The sequence below is a fragment of the Streptomyces sp. NPDC047971 genome, assembly GCF_040653355.1.
GTDB lineage: Bacteria > Actinomycetota > Actinomycetes > Streptomycetales > Streptomycetaceae > Streptomyces.
This window is the reverse complement of sequence record NZ_JBEZNW010000014.1, coordinates 1-24,701: the sequence shown is the minus strand read 5'-3', so window position 1 is coordinate 24,701 and position 24,701 is coordinate 1. Positions and strand designations below refer to the sequence as shown.

The following is a 24,701-nucleotide window of genomic DNA, read 5'->3' as shown; positions in this document are numbered from 1 at the left end:
GACCCGTACCCCGGCAACGTTAACGCCTGGTACTACTTGCCCGTCTTGCGCTCCACGGCGGCCTTCACCAGGCCGGCGAAGAGCGGGTGCGGACGCGTCGGACGCGAGCGCAGCTCCGGGTGGGCCTGGGTGGCGACCAGGTACGGGTGCACCTCGCGCGGGTACTCGACGTACTCGACGAGCTTGTTGTCGGGGGACGTGCCCGAGAAGACGAGGCCGGCCTTCTTCTCCAGCTCCGCGCGGTAGGCGTTGTTCACCTCGTAGCGGTGGCGGTGGCGCTCCTCGACGTACGGCTGGTCGGCGTAGACCTCGCGGACGATCGAGCCCTCGGCGAGCTTCGCCGGGTAGAGGCCCAGGCGCATCGTTCCGCCCAGGTCGCCGGCGCCCTCGACGTACGCGAGCTGCTCCTCCATCGTCGAGACGACGGGGTGCGCGGTGGCGGCGTCGAACTCGGTGGAGTTGGCCTCCGGGATGTCGGCCAGGTTCCGGGCGGCCTCGATCACGATGCACTGGAGGCCGAGGCAGATGCCGAGCAGCGGCACCTTGTTCTCGCGGGCGTACTGGATCGCGCCGATCTTGCCGTTGACACCGCGGTCGCCGAAGCCGCCGGGGATCAGGATCGCGTCGACGTCACCGAGCTGCTTCGCCGCGCCCGCCGGGGTCTTGCAGTCGTCGGAGGTGACCCACTTGACCTTGACCCGGGCCTTGTTGGCGAAGCCGCCGGCGCGCATGGCCTCGGTGATGGAGAGGTACGCGTCGGGCAGGTCGATGTACTTGCCGACGAGCGCGACGGTGACCTCGTGCTCCGGGTTGTGGACGCGGTCCAGCAGGTCGTCCCAGGTGGACCAGTCCACGTCGCGGAACGGCAGGTCGAGCTTGCGCACGACGTAGGCGTCGAGACCCTCGGTGTGCAGCACCTTGGGGATGTCGTAGATCGACTTGGCGTCGATGGCGGCGACGACGGCGGCCTCGTCCACGTCGCACATCAGCGAGATCTTGCGCTTGATGGCGGTGGGGACCTCACGGTCGGCGCGCAGCACGATCGCGTCCGGCTGGATACCGATGTTGCGCAGCGCGGCGACGGAGTGCTGGGTCGGCTTGGTCTTCAGCTCGCCGGACGGGCCGATGTAGGGCAGCAGCGAGATGTGCACGACGAACACGTTGTCGCGGCCGACCTCGTGGCGGACCTGGCGGACGGTCTCCAGGAACGGCAGGGACTCGATGTCACCGACCGTGCCGCCGACCTCGGTGATCACGACGTCGACGTCGTCGGTCGCCATGCGGCGGATCCGGGACTTGATCTCGTTGGTGATGTGCGGGATGACCTGGACGGTGTCGCCGAGGTACTCGCCGCGCCGCTCCTTGGCGATGACCTGCGAGTAGACCTGGCCGGTGGTGACGTTGGCCGAGCCGTCGAGGTCGACGTCGAGGAAGCGCTCGTAGTGGCCGATGTCCAGGTCGGTCTCGGCGCCGTCGTTGGTGACGAACACCTCGCCGTGCTGGAAGGGGTTCATCGTGCCGGGGTCGACGTTCAGGTACGGGTCGAGCTTCTGCATCGTGACCCGCAGGCCCCGCGCCTTGAGGAGCGCACCCAGGCTGGAGGCGGTCAGGCCCTTGCCGAGGGAGGAGGCGACACCCCCGGTGACGAAGATGTGCTTGGTCGTCGTGGTTTTGGGCGGCATCGCCAAGAGGGGGCTCCCGTGGTCGCGTTCTGGAGGTGCGTTCCGGCGTGCCCTCCGGAAGAATCGGGGGGTGCCGTCGCTGCGGTTGCGGGGGCTCGGCTGTCGCCGTTTCCCACCGGTCCACGGGGTACCAGGGTATCAGCGACAACGGGAGACCGCTTCCGGCCACACGGGGCAGTCGGGTGCACACGGACGGCGACCGGCCTCCGTCACACGGCCGCACCGGGGTGGTCGCGGCGTCAAGCCGTGCTCACCCGATCGGCGCAATGGCGTTACAAGTAAGTGCTGCTCCGCGTCGTATCCTGCTCGGACACTCGCCGCCGATCGTCAACATCAGTTGACCGCTGATCTGTAGCAAGCGCCCTGCGGGGCGGACGTGGCCGTTCGACTGGAGAGAGCACGTGGCCGGGCGCATCGAGGATTACGCACTCATCGGGGACATGCAGACCGCCGCCCTCGTCTGCCGGGACGGCAGCGTCGACTGGCTGTGCCTCCCCCGCTTCGACTCCCATGCCGTCTTCGCCGGGCTCCTCGGCACGGAGGAACACGGGTTCTGGCGTGTCGGTCCGGCCGTGCCGAACGGCGCGGCCCCCGCGCCCGCCGACCGCCGCCGCTACCGCGGCGACTCGCTGATCCTGGAATCCGAGTGGGACACCCCGCGCGGCACGGTCCGGGTCACCGACTTCATGCCCCCGCGCGACGGCGCGCCGCAGCTGATCCGGATCGTGGAGGGCGTCTCGGGCCGGGTCCAGATGCGCTCCGCGCTGCGGATGCGGTTCAGCTACGGCCGGGTGGTGCCCTGGGTCCACAAGGTCGGGGACCGCACGGTCGCCGTCGCGGGTCCCGACTCGGTGTGGCTGGACATGGACGCCGAGACGCACGGCAAGGACCTGACGACGTACTCGGACTTCACCGTCACCCCGGGCGACCGCGTCACCTTCACGATCAGCTGGCAGCCCTCGCACAAGGAGCCGCCCGCCCTGCCGGACCCGGAGGGTTCGCTGGAGGCCACCGTCGACTTCTGGCGGGAGTGGGTCGAGCACTGCACGTACCACGGTCCGTACCGGGAGGCCGTCGTCCGCTCGCTGATCACGCTGAAGGCGCTGACGTACGCGCCGACGGGCGGGATCGTCGCGGCGCCGACCACCTCGCTGCCGGAGGAGATCGGCGGCGTACGGAACTGGGACTACCGCTACACCTGGCTGCGCGACGCGGCGATCACGCTGTCGTCGATGCTGCGCACCGGCTACCGCGAGGAGGCCCGCGCCTGGCGGGACTGGCTGCTCCGCGCGGTCGCGGGCGACCCGGAGAACCTGCAGATCATGTACGGGATCGCCGGTGAGCGGGAGCTCGGCGAGGCCGAGCTGGACTGGCTGCCGGGGTACGAGAACTCGGGACCGGTCCGGGTCGGCAACGGCGCCGCCAACCAGCTCCAGCTCGACGTCTACGGCGAGGTCACCGAGGCGCTGCACCTGGCGCACATGACGGGCCTGTCCCGCAACGACTACGCCTCGCTGCTCCAGCTGAAGCTCATCCGGTACCTGGAGACCCACTGGAACCAGCCCGACGAGGGCATCTGGGAGGTGCGCGGCCCGCGCCGGCACTTCGTGCACTCCAAGGTCATGGCCTGGGTCGCGGTCGACCGCACGATCAAGCTCATCGAGTCCGGGGACGCCGACGGCCCGCTGGAGCGCTGGCGCGAGCTGCGCGACGACATCCACCGGGACGTCTGCGAGAAGGGCTACGACAAGGAGCGGAACACCTTCACGCAGTCGTACGGCTCCAAGGAGCTGGACGCCTCGCTGCTGCTGATCCCGCAGATGGGGTTCCTGCCGCCGGACGACAAGCGGGTCATCGGCACGATCGAGGCGATCCAGCGGGAGCTGTCCACGGAGGACGGCTTCGTGCTGCGCTACCCGACCGCGGGCGAGGAGGCCGGCGTGGACGGCCTGGAGGGTGACGAGGGCGCCTTCCTCGCGTGCTCGTTCTGGCTCGCCGACGACCTGGCGATGATCGGGCGCGTGGACGAGGCCCGCAAGCTCTTCGAGCGGCTGCTGGCCCTCCGCAACGACCTGGGGCTCCTCGCCGAGGAGTGGGACCCGCGACTGCAGCGGCAGGTGGGCAACTTCCCGCAGGCGTTCAGCCATGTTCCGCTGATCGACACGGCCCTGCGGCTGACCGCGAGCGGCGCGTACGGCGGCTAGGACGCGTAGCGAAGTCCCGCCTGCCCCGGGGCGCCTGGCTCACGCGCTCCGGAGGGGTCGGCCGGGACGCGGGAAAGGGCGCCCCGGAATACGCTGAAAGGGTCCTGTCCCCCCGAGGAAAGGGGGGCTTCCCCATGGCTCCCCAGCACACCGTCCCGGACAGCGCCCTGGCCGGGCTCCGCGAGGATCTGGCCGGGGAGGTGTACGTCCCGGGCGATCCGGACTACGACGCGGCCCGGGCCATCCACAACGGCATGATCGACCGCCGTCCTGCGGTGATCGCCCAGTGCGCGACGGCGGAGGACGTCTCCAACGCCGTCCTCTTCGGCCGGGAGACCGAGCTGCCGATCGCCGTGCGCGGCGGCGGGCACAGCGTCGCCGGGACCTCCGTCGTCGACGACGGTCTCGTCGTCGACCTGCGACGGATGCACGCGGTCGTCGCCGACCCCGAGCACATGACGGTGCGCGTCGAGGGCGGCGCGACCATGAGCCACCTGGACCACGCCTGCCAGCCCTTCCACCTGGCCACGACCGGCGGACGGGTGTCGACGACCGGGGTCGGCGGCTTCACGCTGGGCGGCGGATCGGGCTGGCTGGAGCGGAAGTTCGGGCTGGCCTGCGACAACCTGCTCGCCGCCGAGCTGATCACCGCCGAGGGCAAGCACGTGCACACGGACGCGGAGGAGAACCCGGAGCTGTTCTGGGCGCTGCACGGCGGCGGCGGCAACTTCGGCGTGGCGACCTCGCTCACCCTGAGGCTGCACGAGCTGCCGCAGATGAGCATCGCGATGCTGTTCTTCCTGCCCGAGTCGGCGCCCGAGGTGATCCGTACCTTCCGCGATCTGGCGGGCACCGCCCCGGACGAGGCGGGCGGCGGGGTCATCTACTTCCCCGCGCCCCCCGAGCCGTTCGTCCCGGAGCACCTCGTCGGCGAGCTGCTCTGCGGCACGCTGCTCACCTACACCGGCCCGGTCGCCGAGGTACGCGAGCTCTGCGCGCCGCTGTTCGCGCTGAAGCCCGTGATCGAGGTCGTCACCGACATCGGGTACGCGGATCTGCAGTGCATGCTCGACGACCCGCCGGGGCTGCGGAACTACTGGTCGGCGGAGTACCTGCGCGAGTTCCCGGACTCGGCCGTGGACCTCTTCTGCGAACGCGCCCAGAGGATTCCCATGCCGACGGCCACCCAGCACGTGCTCTTCATGCTGGGCGGCGCCGTCGCGGCCGGGCCGGCCGGCCATCCGATCCCGTGGCGCTCGGCGCCCTGGGTGGTCCATCCGTTCGCGACCTGGGAGGACCCGGCCGACGACGAGCGCACGAGGCAGTGGGTACGGGACGTGCGGGCCGACGCGGAGCCGTGGTCGACCGGAGCCGTGTACCTCAACTTCATCGGCTCCGAGGGCGAGGAGCGGGTCGTCGCGGGCTTCGGCGCCGAGAACTACCGCCGTCTCGCGGCGGTCAAGGCCGCCTACGACCCGGACAACGTCTTCCGCTTCAACCACAACATCACGCCGGCCCGCTGACTCACCTCAGGGCGGCGATCACCTCCTTCGCGGCCCGCTCGCCCTCGGTGGCGCCGCCCTCCATGAAGCCCTGGAAGTCGTAGCTGCAGTGCTCCCCTCCGATGTGGACGTTGCCCTGGGCGGTGCCCTCGTACCCCGCGTAGCGGTGCACGTAGCCGACCGGCCAGCAGGAGTACGCGCCGAGGGCGTGGGGGTTGCGGTGCCAGGCGGAGAGCTGGGCCCGGCCGGTGTACGCCTGTGAGGTGCCGGGGAAGAAGGCGTCGATGCCGCTCAGGTACCGGGTCACGAGAGCGCGAACGTACGGGTCGGACTCGGTGGAGAACGGTCCCGCCGGCGTCAGGGACTCGGCGAGGCTGCCGCTGCCGTACTGGATGAGGATGCCTCCCGTGCCTCCCTGGATCTTGGTGGTGTCCCAGGTCTGCTGGACCTCGCTGTCGGTGAAGCAGTCGCCGGCCGACACCCCCGGCCAGGCTCCCGTGCCGCGCCACGGGCGGGTGCCGAACTGCATGTTGAGCTTGGTGCAGTGGCCCATCCGGGCATCCCGCAGCAGGTTCTTCATCAGGGGGTCGAATCCGGCACGGGTGAGGTCGAGCCGCTTGAGGATCGGCAGCGGCAGGCACAGGACGGTGTGGTCGGCGGTGACGGTGCGGGTGGCTCCGGCCTCGCTGAAGGTCAGGGTCTGCGTGCCGTCCGCGTTCGCGCGCACGGCGGTCAGGGACCAGCCCCTGCGCAGGGTTCCGGGGGCGAGGGCGCCCGCGATGGCGTTCGGGAGCCGGTCGTTGCCTCCGGTGATGTGGTAGCGCTCGTTGGACAGGCCCCAGACGTTGAAGTTGCCGGGATTGGTCTGGTAGCCCATGAGCAGGACGAGCGCGAGCGAGGACTGTTCGGTGGTGTCGGCGCCGTACTCGACGTTGTAGGCGACGTCGATGAAGCGGCCGAGCGGCGAGGAGTGCCCGCCGGGGACCCGGGACTCGATCCACTCGTACACCGACATGGTGTCGAGTGCGGTACCGGTCGGCGTCGTCCGGTTCCAGGTGACCTCCCCCGCCTCCGACAGGTCGCGGCGCAGCGACTGGTAGACGGCGTTGAAGTCCTCGTCGGCCTGATGACGGGGGTAGTACGCGCCGCCGAACCAGAGGACCTCCTCGGCTCCGTTGGGTCCGCCGCCGAGGAAGTCCTCGGTCGGCAGGTCGAAGCGGCGGCACAGTTCGAGGATCTTCTTGTGTCCGGTGTCGATCAGCTCGCCGCCGATCTCGGACGTCTGGCCGTACGCCCAGTGGCTCCGCTGGGTCCACATGCGGCCGCCGACGCGCGCGGGGTCGGCCTCGTAGAGCGTCGGGCTCAGGCCCGCGTCCTGGAGGGTGAGCGCGGCGGTGAGGCCGGAGATGCCGGCCCCGACGACGGCGACGCGGGCGGGGGTCACCGCCCGTGCCACCGCGGGCCGGGCGACGGCCGTGCCCGCGGAGACGGCGATGCCGGCCGCGGCGGCGTACTTCAGGAGGGAGCGCCGTCCGACGGCGTCGGACCTCATCCCTCTCAACTCGTCGACGGGGATGTTCAGCCGGCGGGCGTCGGCGTGCTCGGCGGCGAGGCGGTTCAGGAGGTGCATCGGGTTGCTGCGTGCCATGAGGCGCTCCTGGAGGGTGAGGGGTCAGCTCTGGGGTACGGGGGCGGGGGCGGGGGCGGGCTGCTCGTCGTCGCTGCGCTCGGTCGCGTCCTCCAGGACGATCCGGCCGATGATCTCGTACCGCTCGGGCCGCCGGGCCCTGAGGTAGAGGCCGAGACCGAGGCCGCCGAAGAAGACGGCGCCGACGATCCACGGGATCGCCTTGAAGAGGAGGGAGTCGGCGGCGAGCCCCGCCGCGGTCTCCATGTTCATGATCAGCAGCACGACCACGGCGGCCATCCCGATGCCGCCGAGCAGGGGCGCGGTGAGCGTTCTGAACCAGTGCCGGTCCTCGGGGTGGTTCCTGCGGAAGTACCCGATGACGGCGAAGGAGCAGAGCGTCTGGACGATGAGGATCGCCATCGTGCCGAGGATCGCGAGCAGCGTGTAGAGGTGGATGTACGGGTCCTGGCCGGTGAGCCAGAAGGCGCCGACGAGGAGGACGGCGATCGCCGTCTGCACGTACGAGGCGATGTACGGCGAGCCGTGCTTCACGTGTGTCCGGCCGAGCGCGGGGTGGAGGAAGCCCTCGCGGCCGATCGCGTACAGATAGCGCGAGGCGCACTGGTGGAAGGCCATGCCACACGCGAAGGAGCCGGTGAGCAGCAGCCACTGGAAGGCGTCGACGGCCCAGGCGCCGATGAAGCTCTGGGTCGGGGCGAAGAAGAGGTCGAGCGGCGAGGCGGAGGAGGACAGTTCGACGGAGCCGGTGAGGCCGTTGCCCGCGATCGTCATCCAGGAGACGTAGATGTAGAAGAGGCCGACCCCGATGACGGAGATCAGGGTGGCGCGGGGGATGACGCGCTTGGGGTCGCGGGACTCCTCGCCGTACATCGCGGTCGACTCGAAGCCGACCCAGGACCAGAACGCGAAGAAGAGACCGAGCCCGGCGGATGCGCCGGTGAAGGCGTTCTCGGGGTTGATCGGCTCGACGGGGATGCCGTCGGGGCCGCCCCCGGAGATCAGCACGGCGGTGGCGACGGCGAAGAGGACGGCGATCTCCGCGATCAGCATGACGCCGAGCGCCTTGGCGGTGAGGTTGATGTCGAAGTACGCGAGGACGGCGGTGACCACGAGCATCGCGGCCGCGTACACGATCCACGGCAGGTCCACGCCGAGCTGGTCGGCGACCGTCGTCTTGGTGAAGTAGGCGAACACGCCGACGATCGACGCCTCGAAGACGATGTACGCGAGGACGGCGAGCATTCCGGAGGCCATGCCCGCGATCCGGCCGAGGCCGTGCGAGATGTAGCCGTAGAAGGCACCGGCGGCGGTGATCCGCTTGGCCATGGCCACGTAGCCGACCGAGAAGACCGTGAGGACGAGCGTCGCGAAGAGATATCCGGCGGGGGCGCCGGTGCCGTTGCCGAAGCCGACGGCGATGGGGAGGTTGCCGGTCATCGCCGTGATCGGGGCGGCGGTGGCGACGGCCATGAAGACGACGCCGACGAGACCGACCGAGTTCGCCTTGAGGCGGTGCACCTCGGGGGCGGAGCCAGGGGTGGAGCCACGAGTGGAGTTCTCTGCCATGGCGGGAGAGCATCCTCCGGGGTGACGTACGCCACAATCGACATGCGGTCGCACAATTGGACTGTCAGGGCGACGAGTTGTCGACGAGATGGACGATCTGTCCTGTCCCGTTACCGCCGGATGATGTCGCCGCAACATGTCCGGAGGTAGCGTCCGGCTCCATGGAGAATCAGGGCGGGATCACCGTGCAGCGGGCGCTGGAGCTGCCCGGGCTCCGCAGCGGGCTCCCGGAGGTCGTCGCCGGCGCGGACCGGCTGCACCGTACGGTGCGCTGGGTGCACGCGGGCGAGGTCCCGAACATCGCGTCCCTGCTCAAGGGCGGCGAGCTGCTGCTGACCACCGGTCTGGGCCTCGGCACGCGCCCGGCGGAACAGCGGGCCTTCGTACGGCGGCTCGCCGAGCGGGGCATCGCGGCGCTGGTGGTGGAGCTCGGCCCGCGCTTCTCGCGTCTGCCGGCGACGATCGTGGAGACGGCGCGCTCCGCGGGCCTTCCGCTGGTGCAGCTGCACCGCGAGGTGCCGTTCGTGGCCGTCACCGAGGAGATCCACACCGAGATCGTCAACGGCCACTACGCGCTGCTGCGGCAGGCGGAGGAGGTGCACCGGCAGTGCACCGAGGCACTGCTCGGCGGGGGCGGGGTGCCGCAGGTCCTGCGCATCCTGGCCGACTTCACCGCCAACCCGGTCTTCCTGGAGACGTCGGACGGACAGCTGCTGTACGCGGCGGGCACCGAGTCCGGCCCGGCCGACCCGCTCCAGGTGTGGGACGGGCTGAGGGGCCAGCGGGCGGCGCGGGAATCGGGTCCGCCGACGGGTGCGGTCCTGGTCGACGTGCCGGGCGGCGGGCCGGGCACCGGCTCGGTCCGGGCCCGGCTGGTGCTGCTCGCGGTCTCGGGCCCGCTGTCCCCCGTCCACCGGATGGCGGCGGAGCGGGCGGCGGGCATCCTGGCCGTCGTGCTGATGCAGGCCCGGCAGGAGGAGGAGCTCGCGGCCCGGGGGCGCGGCGACTTCCTGACGGACCTGGCGGAGGGCCGGATCACGCCGGAGGACGCGCCGGCGCAGGCGCGGGTGCTGGGCTTCCGCCCGGGTGACGGTCCGCTGCTGCCCGTGGTGATGCGGCTCGCCTCCGAGCTCTCCCCCTCGGGGAACTGGGCGCTGCTGGCGAGGGCGGTGCTGGAGGAGCTGTCGTCGGTGGGCGTCCCGGTGCTCCTGGGCGTCCGCCCGGTGGAGGGGCGGGTGCCGCTGCTGCTGGGACTGCGCTCGGAGTCGGAGCGTACGGCGGTGGCCGACCGGGTCGCGGCGGCCCTGCGGGCGGGCGTGGAGCGGGCCGGCCTCGAAAGGGCCGGGGCGCAGGCGCCGGTGGTCGTGGTGGGTGTCGCGGGCGGCTGGGCGGCCGCGTCGGCGTCCCTGCGGCACGCGGGCGAGACCGCGACGGCGGCGCAGGGCCTCTCGGACCGGCCCTGGTACGACGCCCGGCGCCTGGACATCGACCTGCTGCTGTGGCGCCTGCGGGAGCATCCGGACCTGGCGGCCTTCGTCGACCGCGCCATCGGCCCGCTGCGGGACCACGACAGGACCTCGCGCCCTCCGCTGCTCCCCACCCTGGAGACCTATCTGGCCCACGCGGGCCGCAAGGCGGAGACGGCCCGCGAACTGCATCTGAACCGGCAGACCCTCTACAACCGGCTGGCCCGGATCTCCGAGCTCCTCGGCACGGACCTGGACGACCCGCAGACCGTCCTGGCCCTGTCGCTGGCGCTCCGGGCGAGGCGTCACACACCGTAGGGCCGTGCTCTCGGCGGGCCGCCGTCAGCGGCGGTCCGCCAGTTCGTCGTACACGCTCAGGACGTGCGCGATCGTCTCGTCCTCCGTCGGCCAGGTCCCCGCCTGCACCCGCCCGGCGGCCGCCAGGTCCATCCGCCGGTCCACGTCCGCCAACAGCGCCCGCACCGCCTCCGCCAGCGCCGCCGCGTCTCCCCACGGCACCAACTCCGCCGCTTCCCCGACCAGTTCGGGAACTCCGCCGACCGCGGTCGCGACCAGCGGAACACCGAGCCGCAGCGCCTCCTGCGCCAGCGGGGAGCGGGCCTCCCAGCGCGAGGTCAGGACCGCGACGTCCGCCGCGGCCAGCAGCTCCGCCACGTCGTCCCGGCTGCCGATGAGCCGGACCCCGAGCTCCTCCGCCTCGATCCGCCGTTGCATGGCCGCCCGTTCGCGCCCCTCCCCCGCGATGACGAGCAGCGGCTGCGGGTCCAGGTCCCGCCACACCCGCGCCGCGTCCAGCAGCATCCCGTATCCCCGCTCGGGCACCAGGGCGCCGACCGCCATCAGCAACGGCCGGTCCACCGCCCCCAGTTCCGCCCGCGCCTTGCCGTCGTGGAGGCAGACCGGTGCCCGCGAGGCGGGCACCGTGACCGGGGCGAGCCGGGCGTCCCGCGCCCCGCGCCGCCGCGCACGGTCGACGAGCTCGGAGGAGGTGCCGAGGACGACGGCGGCCGCCCGCGCGGTCCTGCGCTCGAGCAGCCGCAGCAGACCGCCCCGCGCGCCGTCCACATGGCTGCGGGTGTGCCAGGTCGTCACGAGCGAGGGCGCCCGCACCCCGCCCGACAGGGCGAGCATCGCCCGCACCGAGGCGTGCAGCCCGTGCGCGTGCACGACGTCCGCGCCGATGCAGGCGTTGCGGAGCGTCGCGACCGTCGCGGGGTCGTTGCGGCGCGGGACGGGCACGAAGTGCGCGCCGGCGCCGATGAAGTCGTAGGCGCGGTCGAGTTCGGCCGGGGCGCACACGGTCACCCGCACGCCCCTCGCCACGAGCCCCGAGGCAAGTGATCGGACGTGAGCGCTGCTGCCCGCGCTGCCGCCGCCCAGCACTTGGACCGTACGGAGCTGTGTCACGCGCCCAAGGATGCCAGCCCGCACGCACGTTCCGGCACCGAAGCCGCGTCGTTCCCGTGTCCGGGCCCTCAACTCGCCGGGCGGTATCACTCACATGGGTGAGCGCGCGAGTGCGCTGACCCGTTCTCCGCACGCCGTCGCGGCGATGAGAGCCGCCGCGTGGACGGCGAGTCCGAACCTTCCGTTCCCGGCGGCGATCGCACTGCCGACGGCCGCGCCCAGCGCGTGCGCCCCCGTGTCGCCGAGCATCGTGCGCTCCCCGAGGTCCTCGGTGAGGACGGCGGCCGCGGCGCCCATCGGCGCGGCGGCGAGCGCACCGCGGAGGAGTCCGGGCGCGCCGAGCCCCAGCACCGTCAACGCGGCGCGCCCCGGGGCCACGTCCACGAGGTTGACGAGGTGCGCGGTCCCCGCGATCACCACACCCGCCAGGACCTTGTCGACCGGACGCTCCTTCATCAGCGCCCCGGCCACGAGCCCGGCCGCGCCGATCCCGAACAGCTTCACGGCCCCGCTGGTGACCTCGCCGTGCCGCAGGGCGTCGAGGTGCGCCCGGAAACCCCTGCGACGGTCGCCCCTCACGTCGTCGTACGCACCGCAGGCGCCCGCGGCGAGGACGGCGAAGGCCGCGGGTCCTCCCTGGGCGGTCGCCCGGAGGGACCCCGGTCCCGCCGCACCCACCACGGCGAGCGCGGTCCCGACGGCGGTGGCGGGACCGGCGTACAGGTCGACGCTCCGCCCGGCGTGGTTCTTCCGCCGCCACCGCTCGTCGTCGCGGCGCCGCAGCCCGGCGTAGACGGCCCGGCTCACACCCGCGGCCACGGCGAACGTTCCTGCCCTGCCCAGCTTCCCGATCATGGGCTCAGCCTAGGCGGGCGCGCGACAGCCCCGAGCGCCGGGGGAAACCCGCCTCCACGGGGCCGCGGACCCGCGTCGGGGCGCCGCCGCCGGTGGGGTCGTCGAGGTCGGGCCGGGACGTCGCCCGGTCCACCGACGCTCATGGGTCGACGTGAAGGGGTCGTCGAGGCGGGGTCATCACCGTGGGGTCGTGGAGGTCGGGCCGGGAACCCCGGCCCGACCCGTCAGGCGTCCGCCCGCGCCGTCGCCAGCAGCTCCTCGGCGTGTGCCCGGGCCGTCTCCGAGTCCTCCTGGCCGGCCAGCATCCGCGACAGCTCGCGGACCCGGTCCTCGCCCTCCAGGACGGTGACACCGGACCGCGTCACGGACCCGTCGTTGGTCTTCTCCACCAGCAGCTGCCGGTCGGCGAACGCCGCCACCTGCGGAAGGTGCGTGACGACCACGACCTGGGCCGACTTCGCGAGCTTGGCGAGGCGCCGGCCGATCTCCACGGCCGCCTTGCCACCGACGCCGGCGTCCACCTCGTCGAAGAGATACGTCGGCACCGGGTCCGTACCCGCGAAGACGACCTCGACGGCCAGCATCACCCGGGACAGCTCACCGCCGGACGCGCCCTTCGCGATCGGCCGCGGCGGCGCTCCCGGGTGCGGGGCGAGCAGCAGCTCGACCTCGTCGGCGCCGGTCGGCCCGTACACCACGGTCCGCCCGCCGACCTCGACTCCCGAGGACTCGTCGGCGGTCTCCGTCTGCCGGATGTCGAAGGACACGCGCGCGTGGGGCATGGCCAGCGAGGCCAGCTCGGCGGTGACGGCGTCCGCGAACCGGGCCGCCGCCTCCGTGCGGGCGTCCGTGAGCGCCTGCGCGAGGACCGACAGTTCGGTCCGCAGCGCGTCACGCTCGGCCGTCAGCTCGCCGACGCGGTCGTCGTCGCCCTCCAGCTCGGTGAGCCGGGCCGCGCTCTCCTGCGCCCACGCCAGCACGGCGGCGACATCCGCACCGTACTTCCGGGTGAGCTGGGTCAGCGCGGCGCGCCGCTCCTCGACGACCGCGAGCCGACGCGGGTCGGCGTCCAGGTTGTCGGCGTATCCGGCCAGCTCCCCGGCCACATCGGCGAGCAGGATGGAGATCTCCCCCATCCGGTCCGCCAGTGCCGCGAGCGCCGGATCGTGCGACCGTACGGCCTCCAGGGCCCGCCCCGCGCCCGCGACCAGCGTCGTCGCGTCGACGGCCTCCGGGTCCTCGGGCTGTCCGGCGAGCGCCGCGTGCGCGAGGGCCGCGGCCGAGGCCAGGGCCTCGGCGTGGCCGAGCCGCTCCGCCTCGGCGGCCAGCTCGGTGTCCTCCCCCGCCAGCGGCTCGACGGCCTCGATCTCCCCGAGCCCGAAGCGCAGCAGATCGGCCTCCTGGGCCCGTTCCCGCGCGCGCGTGGTGATCTCGTCCAGCTCGGCGACGACGGCCCGCAGCCGCCGGTACGCCTCCCCGTACGCGGCGAGCGGTACGGCGACGGCGTCGCCCGCGTACCGGTCCAGGGCCCCACGCTGCCGGGCAGGCTTGAGCAGGCCCTGCTGGTCGGTCTGGCCGTGCACGGCGACGAGCTCGTCGGCGAGCTCGGCCAGCAGTCCGACAGGGACGGAACGCCCGCCGAGATGGGCGCGCGAGCGCCCCTCGGCCGACACCGTCCGGCTGACGAGCAGCGCGCCGTCGTCGAGCTCGGCGCCCGCCTCCACCGCCCGTGCGACGGCTCCCGCGCCCTCGGGCAGCGTGATCCGCCCCTCGACGACGGCCGAGCCTGCGCCGATCCGCACCAGGGCGGGATCGGCGCGCCCGCCGAGCAGCAGCCCCAGGCTCGTCACGACCATGGTCTTGCCCGCACCGGTCTCACCCGTCACCGCGGTGAAACCGGGCGACAGCTCGACAACAGCGTCGTCGATGACCCCGAGCGACCGTATCCGCATCTCCTCCAACACGGGGAAGACCTTACGAGGTCGAGGCCCGGCTGTGCGACGGCCCCTGCCGGAACCGCACGAACGCGCAGGTCGGGGCTGTGCTTGTCACCCGTGGGGGTGGGGAGGCGGGAGCCTCCCCACGGCCTCAGTGCGGCGCGCCGCGCCACCCCGACACGGGCAGGGCGAACTTCGCCACCAGCCGGTCCGTGAACGAGGCGTGGTGCAGCCGGGCCAGCCGTACGGGCACCTCACCGCGCCGCACCTCCACCCGTGCTCCCGCGGGGAGTTCCACCGTCCGCCGGCCGTCGCACCACAGCACGCCGTGCGGGGTGTGCGGCTCGACCTCCACCGTGAGCACCGACTCCGGCGTCGTCACCAGCGGCTTCGCGAACAGCGCGTGCGCCCCGATCGGGACCATCAGCAGCGCCTCGACCTCGGGCCAGATCACCGGTCCGCCCGCCGAGAAGGCGTACGCCGTGGAGCCCGTGGGGGTCGCGCAGATCACGCCGTCGCAGCCGAATCCGGTGACCGGCCGACCGTCGATCGCGATCACGACCTCCAGCATCCGTTCCGGGGAGACCTTCTGCACGGCGGCCTCGTTCAGCGCCCAGTCCCGGTGCAGGACGTCGCCGTTCTCGTACACCACGACATCGAGGGTCATCCGCTCCTCGACCTCGTAGGCGCGCGTGACGACACGGTCGACGACCTTGTCGAGGTCGTCGCGCTCGGCCTCCGCGAGGAAGCCCACGCGCCCCAGGTTGACGCCGAGCATCGGTACGCCGGACGCCCGGGACAGCTCCGAGCCGCGCAGCAGCGTCCCGTCGCCGCCGAGGACGACGAGCAGCTCACAGCCTTCGAGGGCGTCGGTGCACGCTTCGGGCACCATCTCCACGGACGGCGGCAGCGGCAGGTCCGCCGCCTCCGCCTCCAGGACACGGACGCCGATTCCGCTGCGCAGCAGCCCGAGGACGACGAGTTCGGCGCTGCGCACAGCGGCCGGCCGGCCGGTGTGCGCGAGCAGGAAAACGGTGCGCTGTGCTGCTGTCGTTGAGCTCAACGAGGTCCCTCCGCCACGGCGCGGTCGACATCCGCCGGATCCAGCGCGGGCGCGCCCGCCCGCAGCCACAGAAAGTACTCGACGTTCCCGGACGGCCCCGGCAGCGGGCTCGCCGTCACTCCCATGACCCCGAGCCCGAGCTCGGCGGCCTGGCGCGCCACGTTCCGTACGCTGTCCGCGCGGAGTTCGGCGCTGCGGACGACTCCGCCGGTGCCGAGGCGCTCCTTGCCCACCTCGAACTGCGGCTTGACCATGAGCACCAGGTCCGCGTCGGGGGCGGTGCAGCGCACGAGTGCGGGCAGCACCAGGCCGAGCGGGATGAAGGAGAGGTCGCCGACGACGAGGTCGACCGGCGTTCCGTCGATCGCGTCGAGGGTCAGCTCGCGGACGTTCGTACGGTCCTTCACGGTGACCCGGTCGTCGCTCTGCAGCGACCAGGCGAGCTGGCCGTAGCCGACGTCGACGGCCATGACGTGGGCGGCGCCGGCCCGCAGCAGGACATCGGTGAAGCCACCGGTCGACGCGCCCGCGTCCAGCGCCCGCCGGCCCTCGACCGTCAGCCCCCGCGGGACGAACGCGGCGAAGGCGCCGGCCAGCTTGTGGCCGCCGCGCGACACGTAGTCGGGGTCGGCGTCGTCCTGGGTCACCACGATGGCCGCGGCCGTCTCGACCTGGGTGGCGGGCTTGGTCGCGACCGTCTTGCCGACGCTCACCCGCCCGGCGGCGATCAGCTGGCTGGCGTGCTCGCGCGAGCGGGCGAGCTTGCGGCGTACCAGCTCGGCGTCCAGACGGCGGCGTGCCACTCCTGCCACGTTCGGTTCAGCTCCTGTGGTTGTTCGACGGGTTCTTACGACGGTGTTCTCCGACTGGTTGTACGGAGAGGTCGGCGGGACCGTTCACGGTCCGGGGGCCGGTCCGGGGCGGTCGGCGTCGAGCGAGGTCAGCTCGGATCGCAGCCCACGGTGTACATCCTCGTACACCTCCAGGTGTCCGTCCGCCGGGAGGTGGTCGGCGTCGACGAGGCGCTCCAGGAGGGCGTCCACGGCGGGCCGCCCGGTCGGGGCCCGCTCCACGCCGAGGGGCGCGGGCGCGGCGGGCTCGTACGCGGCCGCCTCGCCCCCGGGCGTCGTCCCCTCTCCGCCCGGGCCGGGACGCGCGTCGTCCGGACGCGCGGCCGCGGCTCCCGGCGTCCCCTCCGGCCCACCGGCCGGCGTCCCGCCCGATCCGGCCGGCGTCCCATCCGTCACGTCGCTCATGCCCCGACGCTATCGCGAAGCCCTGGGGTACGGTCGATCACAATGGCGACGATCACGGAGTGCCGCGGCGCACTCGACAAACTTTCGGACAATCTCTCGCGCGCGGACGGCGAGGTGCGCAGCGCCGCCGCGCTCGACCGCACCCTGAGCTGCCACATCACGGACCTGGACACCACCTTCACCGGCCGTCTCGCGGACGGCCGGATCGAGGTCCGGGACACGGTGGAGGGTCCGCCGCCGACCAAGGCGCAGATCCGTCTGGCGATGACCGGCGACGACCTGGTGGCGATGGTGAACGGCGAGCTGAACTTCGCGAAGGCATGGGCCTCCGGCCGGGTCAGGCTGGAGGCCGGCTTCCGCGACCTGCTCCGCTTGCGCTCACTTCTCTAGCGCGGGCTCCCGCTTCCCGGCCCGGGCCTTCCGCCCGGCGGGCACGACCAGCGGCGTCCCCGTCTCCGGGTCGTCGATGACCTGGCAGCGCAGCCCGAAGACCCGCTCCACCAGCTCGGCCGTGACGACCTCGGCCGGCGGGCCCTCCGCGACCACCTCGCCGTCTCGGACCGCGATGAGGTGGGTGGCGTACCGGGCGGCGTGGTTGAGGTCGTGCAGAACGGCGACCAGGGTGCGGCCCTGGTACTCGTGCAGCTCGGCGCAGAGGTCGAGGACGTCGATCTGGTGCTGGATGTCGAGGAAGGTCGTGGGCTCGTCGAGCAGCAGCAGCGGGGTCTGCTGGGCGAGCGCCATCGCGATCCAGACGCGCTGGCGCTGACCGCCGGACAGCTCGTCGACGTACCGCTCCGCCAGCTCGGCGACCCCCGTCGCTGCCATCGCCCCCTGGACGATCCGCTCGTCCTCCGGCGACCACTGGCGCAGCAGCCCCTGGTGCGGGTAGCGGCCACGGGCCACCAGGTCGGCGACGGTGATGCCGTCGGGGGCGATCGAGGACTGGGGCAACAGGCCGAGGGTCCTGGCGACCTTCTTCGCGGGCATGGTGTGGATGGCCTGCCCGTCGAGGAGCACCCGCCCCTGGGACGGCTTGAGCATCCGGGACAGGGCGCGCAGCAGGGTCGACTTGCCGCAGGCGTTCGGGCCGACGATGACCGTGAAGGAGTTGTCGGGGATCACCACGGACAGATCGCGGGCGATGATCCGCTGGTCGTAGGCGAGCGTGACCGACTCCGCGCTGAGCCGCTGGGTCTGACCGTCCATGGAGGTGCTCCTGAGATCCTTCGCGTTCTTCGCGTTCATATCCGTCCCGCCTTGCGTTCGGTGACGAGCAGCCACAGCAGATAGCAGCCGCCGAGCACACCGGTCACGACACCGACGGGCAGCTGCCGGTCGCCGAAGGCGTTGGTCGCGGTCCAGTCCGCGATCAGCAGCAGCGCCGAGCCCATGAGGGCGGAGGCGGCCAGGTTGGGGCCGGGCGAGCGGGTCAGCCTGCGGGCCAGCTGGGGCGCGCTGAGCGAGACGAAGACGATCGGTCCGGCGGCGGCGGTCGCGACGGCGACGAGCAGCACGGCGGAGCCCATGAGCACGATGCGGGTCCGCTCGACCTTTACACCGAGGGCGTACGCCGCGTCGTCGCCCATCTCCAGCATCCGCAGGGCCCGGCCGTGGCCCAGCACCAGCGGCACGAGGACGCAGCTGACGGCGAACAACGGCCAGAACTGCGCCCAGTCGCGCCCGTCGAGCGAACCGGTCATCCAGACGGTGGCGCGGGTCGCGTCGACCAGATTGGCCTTGGTGATGAGGTAGTGGATGACGGCGGTGAGCATCGCGGCCGCGCCGATGCCGACGAGGACGAGCCGGTAGCCGTGGATCCCGCGCTTCCAGGCGAGCAGGTAGATCGCGGCGCCGGTGATCAGCGCGCCGACGACCGCCCCGCCCGCGGCGGCCATGGCGCTGCCCTGGGAGAGCACGATGACGGTGAGCGCGCCGACGGTCGCGCCCTGGCCGAAGCCGATGACGTCGGGACTGCCGAGCGGGTTGCGGGAGATGGACTGGAAGACGGCTCCGCCGATGCCCAGCGCGGCGCCGACGAAGACGGCGACGAGGACGCGCGGCAACCGCAGGTCCATGACCGCGAACTCCTGGACCGCCGTGCCGTCTCCGAGGAGCGTCGCGACGACGTCGCCGGGGGCGATCGGGAAGTCTCCGCTGCCGATGAGCACGACGGCGGCGGCGAGGGTGAGGGCGAGCAGCCCGACCATGGAGAGGGCGGCACGGGGCGCGTAGCGCAGGGAGAGCCCGCCACCGGTCCGTAGCGTCTTGGTGCTCACAGCTGGGCCATCCTCTTGCGGCGGACGAGGCGGATGAAGACGGGTCCGCCGATCAGCGCGGTGACGATGCCGACCTGCAGCTCCGCCGGGCGGGCGACGAGCCGGCCGACCACGTCGGAGCCGAGGAGGAGGACCGGGGAGAGGACGGCGGCGTAGGGGAGGATCCAGCGCATGTCGGGGCCGGTGATGGCACGGACGAGATACGGGACCATCAGCCCGAGGAACACGATCGGCCCGCAGGCCGCGGTCGCGCCGCCGCACATCAGCGTGACCGCCGCCATGGCGATCACCCGGGTGCGGTTGAGATCGGCACCGAGCGCGCGGGCGGTGTCGTCACCCATCTCCATGGCGTTGAGCGGCCGGGCGATGAGCAGGGCGAGCACCACGCCGACGAGGATGAACGGCGCCACCCGCCGGACGGTGTCCATGTCGGCGGAGGCGAGCGAGCCGACGGTCCAGAAGCGCAGCCGGTCCAGGGCGGCCGAGTTCAGGAGCTGGACGGCGTTGACGTAGCCGTAGAGCGCGGCGGTGGCGGCGGTTCCGGCCAGCGCGAGCCGCACGGGGGTGGAGCTGCGGCTGCCACCGAGGACGTACACGACGACGGAGACGACGGCGGCGCCGGCGAACGCGAACCAGATGTAGTCGCCGACGTCCGTGATCCCGAGGAACGCGATCGCGGAGACGACGGCCGCGGCGGCGCCGGCGTTGACGCCGAGCAGGCCGGGCTCGGCGAGCGGGTTGCGGGTGAGCCCCTGCATCACGGCCCCGGAGAGTCCGAGGGCCACGCCGACGAGGAGCCCGAGGAGCGTGCGGGGGACGCGTACGTCATGGATGATGACGTCGTTCCCGACCCCGGTGTTCTGGAACAGCCCATGCCACACGTCGCCGAGCGGCACCGGTTTGGCGCCGATCATGACGCTCAGGACACAGACCAGCAGCAGGACTCCGACAGCCGCGACCAGACCCACCGCGCGCACGGAGTGCCGGCGCGTCGGCGTCTGGTCGGGGCCGGTCGGATCCGCGCTCGCTCGGGAGGGACTCTCGACCAACACGGCAGTTAGGTTAGCCTACCCTCCCATCGAGGTTCGAGCCCCCTCCGCAGGTCAGACCCCGGATGCGCGACCGCTCACAGCCCCAGCCGCTCCAGTGCCTTCGCCGCGTCCAGGCCGCACGCCCCCGCCCCGGCCTCCGTCCACGCCGCCGCGCACAGCGCCCGCACGCCGTCCGGAACGGACCCCTCGCCGTCCAGGACGAGCCGGCCACCGCGCGCCTCGGCGGACCAGCCACCGCAGACATGGCCGCCGTGCACCCCGACCACATGCGGCTGCCCGGTCAGCAGCCCCCGCAGATCCGCGTCCACATACGTCGGCCGGTGCTCCGGCACCGCCGCGAGCAGCTGCGGCACGTCGGTCACCCCGGTCAGCACCAGCAGCGAGTCGACCCCGCCGTTGAACGCGCCCTCGATGTCCGTGTCCAACCGGTCCCCGACCACCAGCGGCCGCCGCGCCCCCGTCCGCAGCACCGTCTCCCGGTGCATCGGCGGCAGCGGCTTCCCCGCGACCTTCGGCTCCACGGCACCGCCGGTCGCGATCCGTACGACCTCCACCGCGGCCCCGTTCCCCGGCCCGATCCCCCGCGCACCCGGAATCGTCAGGTCCGTGTTCGAGGCGTACCACGGCACCCCGCGCGCCACCGCGTAGCTCGCCTCCGCGAACCGCGCCCACGGCAACTCCGGCCCCCCGTACCCCTGCACGACCGCGGCCAGACCCTCCTCGTCGGCCGATTCCACCGGCACCAGACCCCGCTCCCGCAGCGCGACCCGAAGCCCCTCCCCACCGATGACCAGCACCCGCGATCCGGCGGGCACGTCGTCGGCGATGAGCCGCGCCACCGCCTGCGCGGACGTGATCACGTCCGCCGGCTCGGCCGGCACGCCCAGTTCGGTGAGATGCGCGGCCACCGCGTCCGGCGTCCGCAGCGCGTTGTTGGTGACGTACGCGAGATGCATCCCGCCGGCCCGCGCCGTGCCCAGCGACTCCACCGCGTACGGGATCGCCTCACCACCCGCGTACACCACACCGTCCAGATCGAGCAGTGCCGTGTCGTACGCCTCGCTCAACGCCCGATCGCTCCCACCCGGCCGAACCCTGCCCTGCCGACCCCGGACGCCGTCACCCATGACCTCGTACTCCTCACGTCGAAACGAAACGATCACGTCACTCCCCGTCTCCCCCGATCATCGCTCATCGCCACCCCCCACTTACGATTGCGTAATGAACACCTCAGGTCCCGCGGCCGACGACGTCCGCGCCGACGGTCTGCACATGGTCCCGTTCCGAGGACTGCGCTACGTCCCCGAACGGGTCGGCAGCCTGGCCGCCGTGACCTCGCCGCCGTACGACGTCGTCGTACGGCCCGACGGACTGCACCACCTCGAGTCCGCCGACCCCCACAACATCGTCCGGCTGATCCTGCCGCAGGCGATCACCGCCGGCACCCGCCACCGCAAGGCCGCCGTCACCCTCGACCGCTGGCTCGCCGACGGCGTCCTCGCCCCCGACCCCGAGCCCGCGCTCTACGTGTACGAGCAGAGCGGCGACGGCATCCTCCAGCGCGGCATCATCGGCGCCCTGGAACTCTCCACCCCCGCCGAGGGCATCGTGCTCCCCCACGAGGACGTCATGCCGCACGTGGTCGAGGACCGCGCCGCGCTGATGCGCACCACGGCCGCCAATCTGGAGCCGCTCCTCCTCACCTACCGCGGCGAGGGCGAGGGAGCCGCCGAGATCATCGAGCGGACCGTGCGGCGCGAGCCCCTGCTCGCCACCACCACCGAGGACGGCTTCAGCCACCGTCTCTGGGCGGTCACGGATCCCGCGGAGCTGGCGGCGGTCTCCGCCTCCCTCGCGGAGCAGCAGGCGCTGATCGCCGACGGCCACCACCGCTGGGCCACGTACCTGCGGCTGCGCGAGGAGCACACGCAGCCCAGCCCGTGGAACTACGGCCTCGTCCTCCTCATCGACACGGCGCGATACCCCCTCCGGGTCCGCGCCATCCACCGCCTCCTCAACCGCCTGCCCGTCGCGGACGCCCTCGCGGCCCTCGGCGACGCCTTCCGGGTCCGCCGCATCGAGGGTCCCCTGCCGGCGGCGATGGAGTCGCTGGAGTCGGCGACCGCCGACGGCAACGCCTTCCTTCTCGCGGGCGACGGAGCGTTCCACCTCCTCGACCGGCCCGACCCGGCGCTGCTCGCCCGAACGATCCGCACGGACCGCCCCGAGGCGTGGCGCACCCTGGACGCCACGGTCCTGCACTCCACGCTCCTCGACCACGTGTGGCACATCCCGGACGCGCCGGAGGAGATCGGCTACATCCACGACACCGAGGCCGCCGTCGCCCAGGCCGAACGCCGGGGCGGCACGGCGGTACTCATGCATCCGGTACGGGAGGAGGTCGTACGGGACCTTGCCCGGCAGGGCGTCACCATGCCCCGCAAGTCGACCTCGTTCGGGCCGAAGCCGGCGACGGGCCTGGTCCTCAGAAGCCTGGCCCTGGACTGAACGCACGAAGAAAGGGCGGCACCCCGTTGGGGTGCCGCCCTTTCACTCACTCACACGACGTCAGGACTTGAGGTCCGGGTCGTCCTCGTCCGCGATGCCGTCCTCGTCAGCAGCGTCGTCCTCGTCGGCAGCGCCGCCGAGGTCGTCGGCCGCATCCGCCTCGTCGGCGGCGTCCGTCTCGGCGGAGTCGTCGGACTCCTCGTCCAGCTCGTCGATGGCGTCGACGAACTCGACGCCGTCGAGCTCCGCCAGCCTGTCGGAGGCGTCGGTGGCCCCGTCCTTGTCCGACTCCGCCGTCTTGGCGAACCACTCACGGGCCTCGTCCTCGCGTCCGGCCGCGAGGAGCGCGTCGGCGTAGGCGTACCGCAGCCGCGCGGTCCACGGGTGAACGGCGGTGGACGCGAGCTCGGGGCTCTGCAGGGTCACGATGGCGGCGTCGAGCTGCCCCATGTCCCGGCGGGCGCCGGCGGCGACCAGCCGCATCTCGACCTGCCCGGCCTTGTCCAGCTTCTGCACCTCGGGCTCGCCGGCCATGGCGAGGGCCCGCTCGGGCCGGCCCATGCCGCGCTCGCAGTCGGCCATGACGGGCCACAGCTCGACACCACCGGTCATCCGCCGGGCGGCCCGGAACTCGGCCAGCGCCTCGGAGTACTTCTGCGTGGCGTACGCGGCGAAGCCCGCGGCCTCGCGGACGGCGGCGACACGGGAGGCGAGCCGCAGGGCGATGCGGGAGTACGCGTACGCCTGCTCGGGGTCCTCGTCGATCAGCCTGGCGACCATGACGAGGTTGCGCGACACGTCCTCGGCGAGCCCCTTGGGCAGGCTCATGAGCTCCTGGCGCACGTCCTGGTCGATCTCCTCGCCCGTGACGTCGTCCGGGATCGGCAGACGCTTGATGGGCGCGCGGTCCGGCCGGTCGCGGTCGCGGTCGTCCCGACGGCCGTAGCCACCCCGGTCGTCGCGACCGCGGTACCCGCCACGGTTGTCGTCACGGCGGTCGTCACGGCGGAAGCCACCACCGCGGCTGTCGTCACGGCGCGGCCCGCGGGGACGGTCGTCACGGCGGTCGTCGCGGGGACGGTCATCGCGACGGAAGCCGCCACCACGGTTGTCGTCGCGGCGGAAGGAGGGGCGCTCGTCACGACGGAAGGACGGACGGTCGTCCCGGCGGTCGTCGCGCGGGCGGTCGTCACGACGGAACCCACCGCCACGGTTGTCATCACGACGGTCATCGCGACGGAAGCCGCCACCGCGGCTGTCGTCACGACGGTCGTCACGGGGACGGTCGTCACGACGGAAGCCACCACCGCGGTTGTCATCACGGCGGTCATCGCGCGGACGGTCGTCACGACGGAAGGAGGGACGGTCGTCGCGGCGGTCGTCACGACGGAAGGACGGGCGGTCGTCACGACGGAAGCCGCCACCGCGGTTGTCATCACGACGGTCGTCACGGGGACGGTCGTCACGACGGAAGGAGGGACGGTCACCCCCACGGTCGTCACGACGGAAACCGCCACCACGGGTGTCGTCACGACGGTCATCGCGACGGAAGCCACCGCCACGGTTGTCGTCACGACGGTCATCGCGACGGAAGCCGCCACCGCGGTTGTCGTCACGACGGTCATCACGGGGACGGTCGTCACGACGGAAGGAGGGACGGTCACCCCCACGGTCGTCACGACGGAACCCACCACCACGGGTGTCGTCACGACGGTCATCGCGACGGAAGCCACCGCCACGGTTGTCATCACGACGGTCATCGCGACGGAAGCCACCGCCACGGTTGTCATCACGACGGTCATCGCGACGGAAGCCGCCACCGCGGTTGTCATCACGACGGTCGTCGCGCGGACGGTCGTCACGACGGAAACCACCGCCACGGTTGTCGTCACGACGGTCGTCACGACGGAAGCCACCGCCACGGGTGTCGTCACGACGGTCATCGCGACGGAAGCCGCCCCGCTCGCCACCGTCCCTACGACGCGGGTCGCGCTCCGGACGATCGTCGGGAGAGTTGGTGGGCATCGGCGTGACTCCTGTCTTCGGGTACTGCAGTCATTCTCGCGCAGCCGGCACCCCGACGCGCTTCGAAAAGTTCTGGAAAAAACAAAAGGACCCTTGGTCCCAGCGTGAACGCTGGGACCAAGGGTCCTGAAAGATTGTTCGGCGGCGTCCTACTCTCCCACAGGGTCCCCCCTGCAGTACCATCGGCGCTGAAAGGCTTAGCTTCCGGGTTCGGAATGTAACCGGGC

General features: G+C 72.5%; 20 protein-coding genes and 1 rRNA gene. 5 read left to right on the top strand and 16 right to left on the bottom strand.

Annotation, left to right across the window (positions count from 1 at the left end; all coding sequences use genetic code 11):
• Window positions 1–32: 32 nt before the first annotated feature.
• The gene (locus tag AB0D99_RS15670; RefSeq protein ID WP_329122247.1) at window positions 33–1,682 is read right to left on the bottom strand and encodes a CTP synthase; all 1,650 of its coding nucleotides are present in this window, start codon (window positions 1,680–1,682) and stop codon (window positions 33–35) included.
• 401 nt (window positions 1,683–2,083) lie between these two features.
• Between AB0D99_RS15670 and AB0D99_RS15665 the strand changes: the two genes are divergently transcribed.
• Together AB0D99_RS15665 and AB0D99_RS15660 are read left to right on the top strand one after the other, a co-directional pair.
• Window positions 2,084–3,886, top strand: a complete 1,803-nt coding sequence (locus AB0D99_RS15665; RefSeq protein ID WP_329122246.1) for a glycoside hydrolase family 15 protein — start codon at window positions 2,084–2,086, stop codon at window positions 3,884–3,886.
• Window positions 3,887–4,020: 134 nt separating this feature from the next.
• On the top strand, window positions 4,021–5,409 hold the full coding sequence (locus tag AB0D99_RS15660) for an FAD-binding oxidoreductase (protein ID WP_362361062.1): 1,389 nt from the start codon (window positions 4,021–4,023) through the stop codon (window positions 5,407–5,409).
• A gap of 1 nt (window position 5,410) precedes the next feature.
• Here the strand turns inward: AB0D99_RS15660 and AB0D99_RS15655 are convergent, their stop codons facing one another.
• Window positions 5,411–7,036 (bottom strand): NAD(P)/FAD-dependent oxidoreductase, encoded by a 1,626-nt coding sequence (locus tag AB0D99_RS15655; protein ID WP_362361059.1) that lies wholly within the window; start codon window positions 7,034–7,036, stop codon window positions 5,411–5,413.
• A gap of 24 nt (window positions 7,037–7,060) precedes the next feature.
• Window positions 7,061–8,605, bottom strand: coding sequence for an APC family permease (locus tag AB0D99_RS15650; protein WP_362361056.1), 1,545 nt, complete (start codon window positions 8,603–8,605; stop codon window positions 7,061–7,063).
• 161 nt (window positions 8,606–8,766) lie between these two features.
• Between AB0D99_RS15650 and AB0D99_RS15645 the strand changes: the two genes are divergently transcribed.
• Window positions 8,767–10,389, top strand: a complete 1,623-nt coding sequence (locus AB0D99_RS15645) for a PucR family transcriptional regulator (RefSeq protein ID WP_362361053.1) — start codon at window positions 8,767–8,769, stop codon at window positions 10,387–10,389.
• A gap of 24 nt (window positions 10,390–10,413) precedes the next feature.
• Here the strand turns inward: AB0D99_RS15645 and AB0D99_RS15640 are convergent, their stop codons facing one another.
• From AB0D99_RS15640 to AB0D99_RS15615, 6 genes are all read right to left on the bottom strand, one after another.
• Window positions 10,414–11,499, bottom strand: coding sequence for a glycosyltransferase family 4 protein (locus AB0D99_RS15640; RefSeq protein ID WP_362361050.1), 1,086 nt, complete (start codon window positions 11,497–11,499; stop codon window positions 10,414–10,416).
• 90 nt (window positions 11,500–11,589) lie between these two features.
• Window positions 11,590–12,354 carry a hypothetical protein gene (locus AB0D99_RS15635; RefSeq protein ID WP_362361047.1) on the bottom strand — a complete coding sequence of 255 codons (765 nt, stop codon included), beginning with the start codon at window positions 12,352–12,354 and terminating at the stop codon, window positions 11,590–11,592.
• A 224-nt stretch (window positions 12,355–12,578) separates the two neighbouring features.
• Window positions 12,579–14,306: a DNA repair protein RecN gene (gene recN / locus AB0D99_RS15630; RefSeq protein WP_362361452.1), complete on the bottom strand. Its 1,728-nt coding sequence runs from the start codon at window positions 14,304–14,306 to the stop codon at window positions 12,579–12,581.
• A 136-nt stretch (window positions 14,307–14,442) separates the two neighbouring features.
• Complete coding sequence (locus tag AB0D99_RS15625) at window positions 14,443–15,354, bottom strand: NAD kinase (RefSeq protein WP_362361045.1); 912 nt, start codon at window positions 15,352–15,354, stop codon at window positions 14,443–14,445.
• Window positions 15,351–16,166 (bottom strand): TlyA family RNA methyltransferase, encoded by an 816-nt coding sequence (locus AB0D99_RS15620; protein WP_362361042.1) that lies wholly within the window; start codon window positions 16,164–16,166, stop codon window positions 15,351–15,353. Before AB0D99_RS15620 ends, AB0D99_RS15625 begins: the two co-directional genes overlap by 4 nt.
• A gap of 84 nt (window positions 16,167–16,250) precedes the next feature.
• Window positions 16,251–16,610 carry a hypothetical protein gene (locus AB0D99_RS15615; protein ID WP_362361039.1) on the bottom strand — a complete coding sequence of 120 codons (360 nt, stop codon included), beginning with the start codon at window positions 16,608–16,610 and terminating at the stop codon, window positions 16,251–16,253.
• Window positions 16,611–16,652: 42 nt separating this feature from the next.
• Here AB0D99_RS15615 and AB0D99_RS15610 point away from each other — a divergent pair, with 42 nt between their 5' ends.
• Window positions 16,653–17,000 carry an SCP2 sterol-binding domain-containing protein gene (locus tag AB0D99_RS15610; RefSeq protein ID WP_362361036.1) on the top strand — a complete coding sequence of 116 codons (348 nt, stop codon included), beginning with the start codon at window positions 16,653–16,655 and terminating at the stop codon, window positions 16,998–17,000.
• Here the strand turns inward: AB0D99_RS15610 and AB0D99_RS15605 are convergent.
• The 4 genes from AB0D99_RS15605 to AB0D99_RS15590 form a co-directional block, all read right to left on the bottom strand.
• A complete protein-coding gene (locus AB0D99_RS15605; RefSeq protein WP_362361033.1) occupies window positions 16,989–17,819 on the bottom strand; it encodes an ABC transporter ATP-binding protein in 831 nt (276 codons plus the stop codon). The genes AB0D99_RS15610 and AB0D99_RS15605 overlap by 12 nt on opposite strands.
• 35 nt (window positions 17,820–17,854) lie before the next feature.
• Window positions 17,855–18,889, bottom strand: a complete 1,035-nt coding sequence (locus AB0D99_RS15600; protein WP_362361030.1) for an iron chelate uptake ABC transporter family permease subunit — start codon at window positions 18,887–18,889, stop codon at window positions 17,855–17,857.
• On the bottom strand, window positions 18,886–19,866 hold the full coding sequence (locus tag AB0D99_RS15595) for an iron chelate uptake ABC transporter family permease subunit (RefSeq protein ID WP_362361449.1): 981 nt from the start codon (window positions 19,864–19,866) through the stop codon (window positions 18,886–18,888). The genes AB0D99_RS15600 and AB0D99_RS15595 overlap by 4 nt, the downstream gene beginning before the upstream one ends.
• 149 nt (window positions 19,867–20,015) lie before the next feature.
• A complete protein-coding gene (locus AB0D99_RS15590) occupies window positions 20,016–21,068 on the bottom strand; it encodes an HAD hydrolase-like protein (protein ID WP_362361027.1) in 1,053 nt (350 codons plus the stop codon).
• Window positions 21,069–21,162: 94 nt separating this feature from the next.
• On the opposite strand from AB0D99_RS15590, the gene AB0D99_RS15585 reads away from it, so the two are divergent.
• The gene (locus AB0D99_RS15585; RefSeq protein WP_362361024.1) at window positions 21,163–22,449 is read left to right on the top strand and encodes a DUF1015 domain-containing protein; all 1,287 of its coding nucleotides are present in this window, start codon (window positions 21,163–21,165) and stop codon (window positions 22,447–22,449) included.
• 60 nt (window positions 22,450–22,509) lie between these two features.
• Here AB0D99_RS15585 and AB0D99_RS15580 read toward each other — a convergent pair whose 3' ends face one another.
• From AB0D99_RS15580 to rrf, 3 genes are all read right to left on the bottom strand, one after another.
• Entirely contained in the window at window positions 22,510–23,292 is a 783-nt protein-coding gene (locus tag AB0D99_RS15580; RefSeq protein WP_362361021.1) for a tetratricopeptide repeat protein, read from the bottom strand.
• On the bottom strand, window positions 23,274–24,383 hold the full coding sequence (locus AB0D99_RS15575; RefSeq protein WP_362361018.1) for a hypothetical protein: 1,110 nt from the start codon (window positions 24,381–24,383) through the stop codon (window positions 23,274–23,276). Before AB0D99_RS15575 ends, AB0D99_RS15580 begins: the two co-directional genes overlap by 19 nt.
• 227 nt (window positions 24,384–24,610) lie before the next feature.
• Window positions 24,611–24,701, bottom strand: a 5S ribosomal RNA gene (gene rrf, locus AB0D99_RS15570); the annotation flags it as partial.

Bases quoted from the DNA above. Each gene is read 5' to 3' on its own strand.
- AB0D99_RS15610 (WP_362361036.1), top strand. From the start codon at position 16,653: ATGGCGACGATCACGGAGTGCCGCGGCGCACTCGACAAACTTTCGGAC.
- AB0D99_RS15615 (WP_362361039.1), bottom strand. From the start codon at position 16,610: ATGAGCGACGTGACGGATGGGACGCCGGCCGGATCGGGCGGGACGCCG.
- AB0D99_RS15605 (WP_362361033.1), bottom strand. From the start codon at position 17,819: ATGGACGGTCAGACCCAGCGGCTCAGCGCGGAGTCGGTCACGCTCGCC.
- AB0D99_RS15660 (WP_362361062.1), top strand. From the start codon at position 4,021: ATGGCTCCCCAGCACACCGTCCCGGACAGCGCCCTGGCCGGGCTCCGC.
- AB0D99_RS15655 (WP_362361059.1), bottom strand. From the start codon at position 7,036: ATGGCACGCAGCAACCCGATGCACCTCCTGAACCGCCTCGCCGCCGAG.
- AB0D99_RS15650 (WP_362361056.1), bottom strand. From the start codon at position 8,605: ATGGCAGAGAACTCCACTCGTGGCTCCACCCCTGGCTCCGCCCCCGAG.
- AB0D99_RS15585 (WP_362361024.1), top strand. From the start codon at position 21,163: ATGAACACCTCAGGTCCCGCGGCCGACGACGTCCGCGCCGACGGTCTG.
- AB0D99_RS15635 (WP_362361047.1), bottom strand. From the start codon at position 12,354: ATGATCGGGAAGCTGGGCAGGGCAGGAACGTTCGCCGTGGCCGCGGGT.
- AB0D99_RS15645 (WP_362361053.1), top strand. From the start codon at position 8,767: ATGGAGAATCAGGGCGGGATCACCGTGCAGCGGGCGCTGGAGCTGCCC.
- recN (WP_362361452.1), bottom strand. From the start codon at position 14,306: ATGCGGATACGGTCGCTCGGGGTCATCGACGACGCTGTTGTCGAGCTG.
- AB0D99_RS15590 (WP_362361027.1), bottom strand. From the start codon at position 21,068: ATGGGTGACGGCGTCCGGGGTCGGCAGGGCAGGGTTCGGCCGGGTGGG.
- AB0D99_RS15670 (WP_329122247.1), bottom strand. From the start codon at position 1,682: ATGCCGCCCAAAACCACGACGACCAAGCACATCTTCGTCACCGGGGGT.